We start from the raw sequence: 12,719 nt of genomic DNA on the forward strand, positions 1-12,719 counted from the left end.
AAAAAACCCCGTGAGATCAATGATCTCGCGGGGTTTTTTGTTTTCGATGGTGCTGATATGTCCGGCAGCGCCCGGAAAAAGTGCTGGTATATTTGCTGGTGCCAAAATTGAATATGTTGGTACTGCGTCACGTCGCTCACAGACACGGCAGTTCGTAATGCCAAGCCCGCTGCGGAGCCGTGCAAGCTTACGGATGGTGCGGGAATGTACCTCCACGTTCAGCCGAACGGCTCGCGATATTGGCGCATGGCGTACCGGCTAGCGAGCCTTTCAACGCCATGACAGCCGGACTAGGCGAATTCGGGTTGCTCGCGTATGCGCGTTGAAGCAAGCTCGGCGCAACCGTTTTGCCATAATCACCGAGTGCCTTCGTGATGGCCCGCAGGAGAACTCCCTTGCCGTTACCGCCAGGACCGATGATGAGGAGAACACCTGTTCGCGGGAACGCGTTGTAGCCAAGCGCGCGTTGGATGTAGCTCGCAAAGTTCGTGTCGCCCTCGGCGATGCTCGCGATGAACTTGGTGAACTCAGGACATTTTGCGTCGGGATCATAGGCCGCGCCGCAGCGCAGTGTGAAGAAATCGCTCGCGCAAGCAGGGCGATGGAGTCCCGTCAGCAGTTCGATCACGCCGTTTTCGACGCCCGGCAGGTCGGGGTTCGAATCGAATCGTGAAGTGGAAATTTCCAGGGACGCCTCAAGGGACGCCTGGCGCAGAATTGCCGAGAGCGCGGAAGCCGTTGCGTGACGCTGAACTGCGGGCAGAAAGCATCCCTGTTTTTCCTTGTCGTGCATCTTCGCCGTTTCCATCAGGCATCCAACCATGTCCTTGCAACGGCGAAGTGCCAGATGCTGGGATTTCTGCCAGATGCCTTCGAACACCCACCAGTCACCGGAATGGTGGTCAAATGCGACTCCCCCTCGATTGGTCGCAACGTACAGGTTCGCGAGCGCGCGCTCTCTGTGAAAGGGACGTCCGCTAACGCACTGCCCTGCGAGAACAAATTCGCATGGTAGAAGAGCGTTCCCTTGGTGACGCCGCCAGACGATTTGAAGTTGCGCCACATACGATCTTGTGACGGTTGGTCATACTGGTCACGAACCTTCTGCGCCCATTCATCCCACAACGTTTTACCGTGCTCACCGGGCAGAAAGGAGTGGAGGGCCATACCGATATGGAGCCAGACGAGGCGGCTATCGGCGGGAGCGCGCTCACCAACAAGTTCTTGATTGTTTCTCTGGCGAAGTAGCAACGGACACGTTAAAAAAATGTGCAATCGCGTTGGCAGGTTGATCGCGGTGCCTGCTCCCATATTAGTTGCGAGTTACACGTTCCCGTGCGAACGGGTGACGCTGATTTTTGGTTGTGGTCCGCGCGCTATGCGCGATCAGAACTGTGCGGTAAGCGAGAATCCGACCGTAGTGTGTGCGGTTTGGAAGGAAGTGGGCTTATAGATCGGGGTGCCGAAAAATACTTCACCAGCGACAAAGCCGAATGGGAGTTTGGTATTGCCGCGTACGCCAATGACTGCGCCCGCAAGTTGTGTCCCGGCCAAGTATTGCGCGTTGGGGCCGCTGACACGCCCGTAATCCACACCGGCGAAGAGCGATACGCCAGACGCTCCAAGTGCCCACTGCAATTCGTTGCGCCAGTAAATGCCCTTTTCCGCAGCAAGGGACGATTCACCGTCAAATCCGCGAACGGTATAGCGGCTGCCGATACTCATGTCGTCGATGTAGTGCAGAACGTCGTTGGTGAACTGGCCGTGGAACGTGGTGACGTAACGCAGTGGCAACTGTCCGAGCGGTAGCGAGAGGTTCGCGTCAAGTACCGCCATCTTGAAGCGATACGTCGGCGTGCCAGGCAAAGCGTTGTCCGGCGCGGCCCCAAGCCCCGACACACTTTGCCGATAAGCAAGGGTGCCGTCGAATTGCCCGGCACCGATGTAGTGACGATCCGAGATACCGAACTCAATGAAGGTGTTGTTCCGGTACTGCTGATCGATTTCAGCATCCTCGAGGAAACTGCGGCCAAAGCGCTTGCTCAACCGGACGTGCGCACTCAGCACATTGCTCTGGCTGCGCTGAAGTACGCGCGACAGTCTTAAATCGAGATTCTGCGACTGTCCACGCGTCACGAAGGTATCGTTCACGCCTGCAATTTGCTGGTTATACCGATTGGCGTAAGCCGCCACTGTAGCGGTCCAGAATCCCCATGGAATCGAATAGAAAGCATTCCACCCGTTAGATCCGAAGCGCTTATCAGCGAACGAGAGATCATGTGTTGCGCCGACATTCAGGATGTCGTTCAGGCCCAGGGGATTGTCGATACCGAGGGCGAGGCTACCCTGTAATTTCCCTGTATCGCGAGATCCTGAGTTGTCGACCGAGGCGACGACGCTCCATCGCTTTGTTCGCTTGATGTCGATGACGACATCGCTTTCTCCGGGCACTTCCGTCGGCACGATCTGCATCGTCACGTCCTGGCTTGCGACGCGCTTCATCTGCTCAAGCCCCTGCTCAAGGTCGCGCAGTTCGAGGAGATCGCCCGGGCGCGTGGGAAACGCCGTACGCCAGGTGCCGTATTGCGATGCATCGGAGAAGCGAATGTCCCCGATGATGCCGGGAACGAGCATGAGCTTCAGTTCCCCGGTCGTCAGGTCTTGCTCGGGCACGAGAACGCGTGTCGTCACATAGCCCTTGGCCAGAATCGCCTTAGTGAGCCCCGCCGTTATCGCTGCAATGCCCTCGCGGCCCACGCATTCGCCCTGATAGTGCGCGAGCCAGTCCGTTGCGAACGCAAATGGATCAAAAGGAAGCAATGACGCACCAGCGGCTTGCGCACGTTGCGGGAGTGTCTCGGGAACGTGCAGCGAAAACCTCTCGATCGGAAAACATGGGGACTCCACGGGAAGCGCAGGGAATCCGTCTGCAGCCGGAAGCGCCGAGCGCACCGTTGGCGTATTGATCGCGGCGGCGCGCTCCTGTGCCTGACGTTGCTGCTCGAGCAGTTGCTGCTGTCGCGCATTCGACGCAGCCGCATCGATGGCCGGCGCGGGCGACGTTTGCGCCGTAGCCTCGAATGACAGCGGGAGGGAGAGCAGAGCCAAAGCCAGGCGACGAAGCTGTGCTGTTGACCAACGTGATGCGAAAGTCATTGCGAGGCAACTGAAAAGGATTCTCGGAGACAAGACGAGCGCCAGCCCGACCCGAAGTCGTGGATCGAAAAGCGAAGTCAAAGACGGGAGGTGTGTCCTATTGGACGACCTTGAATCAGGTGTCGAAGCGCATTGGAATCCCCGGCGATATTAATTCGGATTATTAGTTTTTCCGGATGTTACCGCTATTGATTACTTTTCGGAAGATAGTTTGGCATCGCGAAATAATAATGAAAAATTTAGTACTATTCGGCATGCGAAGTTTGTAACGATATAAGTAAAACATCGGGCAAAGACCCTAACAAAAAACAGTCGTACAAAGATCAGATGAAAAAACACACGAATCGGCGCGCGCGGGGCGCGCTTCGGGGAAGCCCCTTGGAAATTGGGCTGCAGCACGGCCTGGTACGTGCGTTGGTGCTTGCGCAGATCATTGCCCCGATTTCGGTTCGGGCGCAGGTTGTCGCGGCGCCGGGTGGGCCCACTGTTGTGCAAACCGCCAACGGTTTGCAGCAGGTCAATATCACCACGCCTACGGCCGCGGGCGTATCAAAAAATGTCTATTCGCAGTTCGACGTGCCGCGTCAGGGTGTCATCCTGAACAACTCGCCGACGATCGTGAACACGCAGCAAGCGGGGTACGTCAACGGCAACCCCAATCTCGCTCGGGATCAGGCTGCGCGCGTGATCCTGAATCAGGTCAACAGTAATTCCCCGAGTCAGCTACGGGGTTATCTCGAAGTCGCGGGCAAGGCCGCGCAAGTCGTCGTGGCGAACAGCGCGGGAATCATGGTCGACGGTGGGGGTTTCATCAACACCACGCGTGCGGTGCTGACCACCGGAATCCCGATCATGGGTGCGGACGGCAGCCTCGCTGGCTATCAGGTCAACGGCGGACGTCTGGTGATTCAGGGAGACGGGCTGAACGCGGCGAATGTCGATCAGGTCGACCTCATCGCACGTGCCGTTCAGGTCAACGCTGCGTTGCATGCAAAGCAACTCAATGTGGTGACGGGCACGAATCGTGTCGATCACGAAACGCTTGCGGTGCAGAAGACGACGGGCGACGGTGTCGCACCCGATGTGGCAGTGGACGTCGGTCAGTTGGGCGGGATGTACGCGCAACGCATCTTTCTCGTGGGCACGGAGAACGGTGTCGGCGTCTCCAACAAGGGCGTGATCGCGGCGCAGGCTGGCGATCTCACGTTGACGACCGAGGGCAAGCTCGTCACGACTGGAAGGACTGAGGCGACGGGCAATGTGAGCTTGAACGCCCGGGCAGGTATCGACAATCAGGGCAGTGTCTACGCGGGCGGATTTGCAGACGTCCGCACTGGCGGCATCCTTGGTAACAGCGGTGTGCTGAGCGCCGCGGGGAATCTGATCGCGCAGGCCGCCGGGTTGACATCGGGCGGCACGCTCGGTGCCGGTATCGATGCCGACGGTCAGGCGACGCTCGTAGGTAGTCTGACAGTGACGGCATCCGGAAAAGTCGTTGCAACGGGCCGCAACGTCGCGCGGGGCGACATGACAGTTGTTGCCGATACGCTGGACCTTTCTGGTAGCCGTACAGATGCCAGTCAAAGCCTGTCGCTGACGTCACAGGCCGGCGATATCGACCTCCAGCGTGCCATTGTCACCGCTTCCAATGCGCTGCGCGTGAAGGCGGCGCAAGGTCTTCTCAACGCTAATGGCGCGCTGTCGGCCGACACGATCACATTGGCGGCGTTGGGCCGTATCGATAACAACGATGCACAAACGGCCGCGAGAACACGGCTCGACGTCACGGGAGCAAATCTCGACAACCAGCGCGGTCTGTTTCAATCGGGCGGGCTTCTCAAGGTCAGGGGGGCAACGCTGAACAACACCGCCGGACGCGTCGTATCGCTCGGCGGCGACGGAACGTCCATCGATATCGACGGCGAATTGCGTAACGCGACGGGCGTGAACGGACTCGACGCCCCCGGTGGGGTCATCGGCACCAACGGCGACCTGCGTCTGCATGCCGGTTCGCTGATCAATGCCGCGCAACTCGTCGCCGGGACGACGATGACCCTCACATCCGGACAACTGGACAACACCAACGGAACACTTTCCAGCGAGCAAATCGACGTGAGCGTCGACGGTGTTCTGACCAATCGTCAGGGCGCGATTTCCGCGACGACATCGACGCTTCGCGCCGGGCAACTCGTCAACGATCATGGACTGATCGACGCGGACACCCTGTCGCTGACAGTGTTGGGGGATGCGTCCAATCGTTCGGGAGAGATCAAGCAGTACGGCGATTCGGCGCAGACCGTCAAAGTCGGTGCGGTGCTGGACAACACTGCAGGTACGGTCGCAACCAAGGCCAGCGGGCTGACACTGAACGTCGGACAGTTGGTCAACGATCAAGGGAAGATCAGCCATCTCGGCAACGATACGTTGTCGGTCATATCGACTGGCGACGTCACGAACATGACGGGGCTGCTGGGCAGTCTGGGTGCGCTTCGGATCTCTGCGGCGCGCATCGAAAACACAGGCGGAGAACTTAGCGCGAGCGATGTCGTATGGCTCACCGCGACGAAGAACATCGTCAATCGCAGCGGCGGGGTCGTGTACGGCGGGAATAGTCTGAGGGTTGTGGCGGACACCGACATCGACAACGCGGCAGGATCGATGCAATCGGGGGGAGCCGTCAAGCTGGATGCCAACGGCACGCTCACCAACACCAGCGGTCGTATCAGTGCCAATGGCGCGCACGATGCACTGACGGTGACCGTCGGTAGCCTCGTGAATGCCGCCGGACAACTGACGAATGCCGGAGACGGCGACACCACTGTGACGGCGGCTCGGGATGTCGGCAATGCCGGAGGAACGATCGGTGGCAACGGCAGGCTGAGCATCGATGCGGCGACTCTGAGCAACCTCTCCGGAGGCAAGATCATTGGCGGCGGAGATGTTCTGCTGGGCGTCGTCGGCTTGCTCGACAACTCGGCGGGGCAGTTGTTCGGCGACACGTCGCTGACGGTGACGCCAGCCACCGCGCGCTTGACCAATTCGGGCGGGACCATCGAAAGTCGTGGCGACGTCTCGTTGCAGATCGCGTCGCTCGATAACGGAGGCGGGGTCATCCGCTCGAACCGCGACGTGGGTGTGGGCGGCGCCATGAACGGTGCCGGACAAATGACGGCCGGTCGAAATCTGACGCTTGCTGCCGTTGGCGACTACGTGAACGCATCCGCCAACCGTCTGCGTGCGGACGGCATACTCAAGTTGACGTCAACGGGGCGCTTCACCAACGATGGCACGCTAATGGCGCCCGGCACGCTCGACGTACAAGCCGCCCAGATCATCAATAACGTGAATGGCTCGATCAATGCGACGACGACACAACTGAGTGCCGCGGGCCTGTTCTCCAACTCCGGCAGCATCAGTGGCGATACGGTTCGACTCAAGGCGAACTACTTCTTCAATGGCTATGGTGTGCTGGGCAACGATGTGCAGATCAATGCCGTCGATATCGAGAACAACAGCGCGTCGGCGATCATCGGGGGCGCGAAGCGACTCGCCCTGTATGCGTCGAATTCCGTCTCCAACTACGACGGGGCATTGCTCTACAGCACGGGCGACATCGAGATTGCGCGTGACGGCACACGCGATGGGCAGGGGCTGCTCGCCAATCAGATGGCGTTGCTGACCAACCGTTCGGCCAGCATCGTTGCCGATGGCAATCTGGACATTGCGGCTCGCGTCATCAACAACTCGCGCACCAGCATCGTGACGCAGCCCGGAACGCCACAGTCTACGACGCAAGGTTTCAGTCTTTACACGGCGGGGCTGACTGGAGGCGACGAAACGATGATGCACATGAGCCTGACGTTCCCCGAATGGTTCTGGAGCGGAGGCAGAGCGCCGATATCGTCCTCACTTCTGGAGAATCTTGCCAGACCGCTGACGGTCAACATTCCGAAGTCGCAGGTGACGAATGTGGATCTCGCAGCGAAGACCTTCAGTCTGACGAAGCCGCTCGAAGAGTCTTATCAGGACATGACGACGCAAGGACAGGGGGCGTGCGACGACCATGGCCAGTGTGGATCGTCCACTAAGACACGCGAAGTCGGCAAGAATCCGACCCAGTACTTCAACAGCATCGTCGATAACGGGGACAGCTACCGTATCGTGTTCTGGCCGGACTGGGACCCGAATACGATGATTCGGCCGGATCAGGCGATCTCGCGCGGCGATCTGGGGATCGACCAGCGTGACTACAACGAGATCACGCGCATCGTCACGACGACGCGAACGCGCGACGAACTCATTAGCGCATCTCCCGAAGCGAAGCTCCAGGCGCAAGGATCGATTCGCATCAATGCCGATGGCGGTGCGATCAACAACCAGTCGTCAACGATGACGGCAGGGCGCGACCTCATTCGACGGGCGACCGGCGGGTCCGTCGACGACGTTGGTATCACGTTGCAAGAGACGGTGACGCAAACGCAGACGTCGACTTTCTACTGGCATCAGAAATCGGGCGGCGACAGCGATCAAAAGACGGTGGCCTATCCCGTCACGCCGTTGCCGCCAACCACACTTGCGTCGCTTCCCGCGATTGCCGTGGGTAATCAGTCGGTGCAATCCTCCGGCCGGAATATCGCAGTGTCGAGTGTGGACCGCTCCGGTAATACGGTGGGTAGTGCAGGTGTGACCGGGGGGAATGCGACGGGAACGCAGTTGGGCAATTTGTCGGGCGCGGTGGTCAACCGTCAGACCCTAGGCTCGTCTGCGCAGGCGATTCCTGGCCTGACGTTGCCAAAAAACGCGCTGTTCCAATTGCGGTCGGCACCGGGGCAGACCTATCTCGTCGCCACGGATTCGCGTTTCACCGATTACGGCAAATTCATCTCCAGCGACTACATGCTCACTGGGCTGAATCTCGATCCGCAGACAACGCAGAAGCGCATCGGCGACGGCTTCTACGAAACGCAACTGGTGCGGGATCAGATTACGGCGTTGACCGGCAAGACATTACTGGCCGGCTACACGAACTATCTCGATGAGTACACGATGCTACTCAATAACGGCGTGACCTACGGCAAGCAATTCGGGCTGAGCGTGGGTGTGGGGCTGTCGGATGCCCAGATGAAGCAACTGACCAGCGACATGGTGTGGCTGGTTTCTCAGGACGTCACGTTGCCCGACGGCTCGGTGCAATCCGTGCTCGTGCCGCAGGTATATCTGGCGCAGGCCAATACCGTCGATCTGACGAACACGGGCGCGCTGGTCTCGGGCGGCAGCGTCAAGCTCGCTGCGACGGGCGACGTGAAGAACAGTGGCCAGATCGTCAGCGACACGGCAACGACGATTCTCGGCGATGCCATCGTCAACCTCGGCGTCATCGGCAGCGGTGGCACGACCGCGCTTTCGTCGCTCGGCGATATCCGGAACACCGGCGGACGCATCGGCGGCAAGGACGTCGTAGTGCAGGCCGGTCGTGACCTCATCAACGAGTCGACTACGCTCACCCAGACGGCAGGGACGGACACCGGCGGAAGCTTTACATCGTCGGCGTCGGCCACAGGTATTGGTGCGGTCGGCATCATCTCGGGATCGAACAGCGCCACCGCCGTGGCGGCGCGCGACGTCACCCTTAATGCGGGCGCGATCGCCAGCGATGGCGCTGTGGTGGTCGCAGCGGGGCGTGACATCAACGCAAACACGTTGACGGTCGGCCAGTCGCAGACCGTCGGTACGACCGATGGACAGAACGGAGGGAACGACGTCATTGTGCAGAACGTCGGCAGTGCGATCTCCGCTGGAGGCAATCTGACGGCGGTCTCAGGGCGCGACACCACGTTGAGCGGAACGACAGTTGCCGCTAGTGGCAATGCGACGGTACTCGCGGGCAATGATGTCACGGTGACGGCGGTCAAGGATTCGCATTCGCACGATGAGCGCTCCTTCGGTGGCTCGTTGCAGTACGCCAAATCGTCTCTGGACGAGGCGGTCAATGGCGCCTCCGTGAGCGCAGGCAACCACGTGCTGATCGGCGCGGGGCAGACGAGCGCGGTCGGTGGCGTACTTGGTGCGTATCAGATCAGTCCGGTCGCGGCCTCGTCGGGCACCGGAAATCTGTCGGTGCTGGGCTCATCTGTGTCGTCGCAGGGGAATGGAACCGTCGCATTGGCGGCGACGGGCGACGTCAACATCGGCACGGTGACGGAGACGCACGACAGTCAGAAATGGCAGCACGACAGCAGTTCGGGATTCCTCTCCAAAACAGAGGAGACATCGTCATCGAGCTCGCATCAAACGATTGCGGTGGGCTCAACGGCGTCGGGCAATGCGGTCGGGGTGTCGGCCGGACGCGACCTCATCGTGAGTGGTTCAACGGTCGTCGGCACGCAGGACGTCGCCTTGCAGGCCGGACGCGACGTGCGCATCGAGTCGGCGCAGAACGAGAGCCAGAGCAGCTCGTTTTACGAGAAGAAGAGTTCCGGCCTGGGTTCGTCGGGCGGTGTGGGCATTTCGTACGGCAAGAACGAGCAACGTGACCAGACCAACGACAGCAGCGTGACGCAGACGGGCAGCATGGTGGGCAGCCTGAACGGCAATGTCAGCGTGGTGGCGGGCAACGACCTGCTGGTCAGAGGCAGCGACATCATGGCGGCTGGCGATATTACCGGCATCGGTCAGAATGTCACGATCGAATCTGCGCTCAATCAACAGCATCATGACGAGACGCATGAGTTCAAGAGCTCGGGTTTTACGCTGGCAGTGAAGTCGCCGGTCATTGATGCGATTCAAAACGTGACGAATCAAGTCAAGGCAGCGGTGGACTCTGGCGGGGATGCGCGTGTCTCGGCGCTGCGTGGGTATGCTGCCGCCAGCGGCGCGGTGGGTGCATTCGGCGAGACCAAAGGTGCGCTGAGTATGCTCGAAGCAGGCAAAACACCGGAAGCCAAAGTCGAGCTTAGTTTCGGCTCGTCGAGCAGCCGATCGACATCTTCCGTCGATACGACGCAGAACGTGTCGAGCAACATCAGGTCGGGCGGCACGACCGCGTTTGTCGCTACTGGGGACGCGGCGTCGGGCAAAGGCAATGTGAACATCATCGGATCGAACATCGATGCGAAGGATGTCCTCCTACAAGCCACCAACCAGGTCAATGTCCTCAGCAGCAAGGACACGGAGTCGACGCGCAGCGACAACGAGTCGAAGGGCGGTAGTTTTGGCGTGTCGTTCGGCACGAGCGGCTGGGGGGTATCGGCGTCGTTCTCGAAGTCTAACGGCGACGCTAACTCGGATTCGACTTTCCAGAACAACTCGCATATCAACGCGAGTAATACGGCAGTGATTGTGAGCGGCGGCGATACGAATATCGTCGGCGGCAATGTGAATGCGGACAAAGTGATTGCGCGTGTGGGCGGCGATCTGAACATCGCTAGCGTGCAGGACACGAGCGAGAGTTCGGCACATCAGGAGAGTATGGGCGGTGGCTTCAGCGCGAGCATGGGAGGCGCGTCGGGCAGCTTCAGCTATTCGCGCGGCAATGCGAGCGGCAACTATGCCGGTGTTGTTGAGCAATCGGGGATTCAGGCGGGGTCTGGTGGGTTCGACGTCGACGTCAAGGGCAATACGGATCTGAAGGGCTCGTATATCGCCAGTACGGCAGATCCGTCGAAGAACCAACTGACGACGGGCACGCTGACATTCTCCGACATCCGGAACCACTCGGATTACAGCGCCAACAGTTTCGGCTTCGGCGGCGGAGGCACGTTCGGCAACGGCGGTGCTAACGAGCGTACGACGGGGCCGAGCTCGGGCAAGAACACGGGTGGCATCTCACCGATGCTGCCGCAGTCCGAGAGCGGCAGCGAGCGAGGTGTGACGCGCAGCGGTGTGAGCGACGGCGCCATCACGCTGACGAACGGTGCAAACCAGACGCAGGATCTCGCCAGTCTGAATCGCGATACGTCGAATCTGAACGAAACGGTGAACCGCACACCGGATTTGCAGAACCTGCTTAACGATCAGTCGCGCCTGATGGCGGCCGCGACGGCGGCCGGGGAAGCGGTGGCGCGGGATATCGGGACGTATGCAGATAAGAAGCGAGAGGCGGCGCAAAAGCTGGCCGATGCCACGACCGACCCGGAGTTGAAGGCGCAGTATCAGAAGGAAGCGGACGACTGGAAGGAGGGCGGCGACTACCGTGCGGCAATGCACGCGGCTGGCGGCGCAATCATCGCAGGCTTAGGAGGCGGGAATGCGCTGGGTGGAGCGCTAGGCGCAGGACTGACATCGAAGCTGGGCGGCGCGCTAAACGAACTGAGCGACAACATTCAGAAGGCACATCCGACGGGAAATGCCGACATCGATCAGGCGTTGGCACAGATTGTGGCGACGGGCGTTGGTACGGCGGTGGGGGCAGCGGTTGGTGGAAGTTCGGGGGCATTTGCCGCGTATAACGTTGATCGGTTTAACCGGCAGTTGCATTCTCAAGAGAGCGTCGTCATCTCGAAGCTGGCGAGTGAAAAGGCCGAGCAAGTATGTCAGGGAGATGCTGCCTGTATCGGGCAAGCCACTGTCTACTGGACAGATGTCCTCGAACGCACTGCCAGGGGGTTAGTTGACGATGCGGAAAATGAGAAAAACCTGGTCTACCTTCAGAGGATGATGCAAGCGGCAGGGAGCACCAATAGTATCGGTGCTCAAGGAGGTGTAGCGCAGTACCTTGCGAGCATGAAAGAAGCGCAGGACATGCTTTCATCATTCATGGGGCAGACAATCCTTGTTAAAGGAAGTCCTGTGATCTCTGATGGATCTCCGCAGACCTATTTCAGTGCGACGGGCGAACAGCGAGCCAACCCATACACAAACTACTTACTTGGCAGTCAACCACCGGGATCGATCATTCTGGGGATGGAGTTGCGAGATCAGAGTCGTCTAACTTATCTAGCTACTCCTAACGGCGCGGCACAACCGGTCTACCCACTGGAAGAGTGGCTCATCGGAGGGAAACTTGTTGATACGCTGATTGGCACACTTGGGCGACTGTTGTCGTCGACAGATATCGCAATCTTAGGGCGTGCCTCCGCTTCAGCCGGGGGGAATATTAGCGCGCAGCAGATCACACGGGAAAGCACGCAACTTCGACTTACGTCCGCCGATCGTACACTCTTGTCACAATTGGATACGGTCTCCAATACTGCCCTTCAAGGTGATCTTCGGGAATATGTGGTCAATAACTATTTCGTACGGAATGGTTTCAAATCGATGGAAGGGAAGTGTGGTGGCAGCAATTGTTTTGATGGTGTGTACATCAAGGGTGACACTCTCTATGTGGTGGAGGTTAAGCCGTTGAGGAGTAATGGATCGATCAAGTTGAGTACCGAAAGTGGAAATCTTCCGACGCAGATGAGTGACGGATGGATAGAATCGGCTATTGATCGACTGGGTCGAGGATCTAATGATCAACGAGCGACTGCTGCTGCGATTCGATCCGCGATCGAGGAGAATAGATTGGTGAAGATTGTGGCAGGTGTCAATTCGGATGGCGTGACCGCGGTCAGACTAAAGTGAGG

4 protein-coding genes and 1 pseudogene are annotated in these 12,719 nt (G+C 59.4%); 2 read left to right on the forward strand and 3 right to left on the reverse strand.

Going from position 1 to position 12,719, the window contains the following annotated elements; all coding sequences use genetic code 11:
* Positions 1 to 111: 111 nt before the first annotated feature.
* Positions 112 to 261 (forward strand): annotated as a pseudogene (locus tag PI93_RS05620) (Arm DNA-binding domain-containing protein); the annotation flags it as partial.
* On the opposite strand, the gene PI93_RS05625 reads toward PI93_RS05620, so the two are convergent.
* The 3 genes from PI93_RS05625 to PI93_RS05635 form a co-directional block, all read right to left on the reverse strand.
* Entirely contained in the window at positions 188 to 880 is a 693-nt protein-coding gene (locus PI93_RS05625; protein ID WP_039375206.1) for a hypothetical protein, read from the reverse strand. The pseudogene PI93_RS05620 and the gene PI93_RS05625 sit on opposite strands and share 74 nt — an antisense overlap.
* A complete protein-coding gene (locus PI93_RS25055; protein ID WP_144400153.1) occupies positions 808 to 1,311 on the reverse strand; it encodes a PriCT-2 domain-containing protein in 504 nt (167 codons plus the stop codon). The genes PI93_RS05625 and PI93_RS25055 overlap by 73 nt, the downstream gene beginning before the upstream one ends.
* A gap of 75 nt (positions 1,312 to 1,386) precedes the next feature.
* Entirely contained in the window at positions 1,387 to 3,156 is a 1,770-nt protein-coding gene (locus PI93_RS05635) for a ShlB/FhaC/HecB family hemolysin secretion/activation protein (RefSeq protein ID WP_052241091.1), read from the reverse strand.
* Between the two features lie 378 nt (positions 3,157 to 3,534).
* On the opposite strand from PI93_RS05635, the gene PI93_RS05640 reads away from it, so the two are divergent.
* On the forward strand, positions 3,535 to 12,717 hold the full coding sequence (locus PI93_RS05640; RefSeq protein WP_052241092.1) for a hemagglutinin repeat-containing protein: 9,183 nt from the start codon (positions 3,535 to 3,537) through the stop codon (positions 12,715 to 12,717).
* Positions 12,718 to 12,719 lie beyond the last annotated feature (2 nt).

Source organism: Pandoraea fibrosis, assembly GCF_000807775.2.
In the GTDB taxonomy this organism is placed as follows: domain Bacteria; phylum Pseudomonadota; class Gammaproteobacteria; order Burkholderiales; family Burkholderiaceae; genus Pandoraea; species Pandoraea fibrosis.

What these genes read in the sequence shown, in the direction of transcription:
- PI93_RS05635 (WP_052241091.1), bottom strand. Translation starts at nt 3,156, where the DNA reads ATGACTTTCGCATCACGTTGGTCAACAGCACAGCTTCGTCGCCTGGCT.
- PI93_RS25055 (WP_144400153.1), bottom strand. Translation starts at nt 1,311, where the DNA reads ATGGGAGCAGGCACCGCGATCAACCTGCCAACGCGATTGCACATTTTT.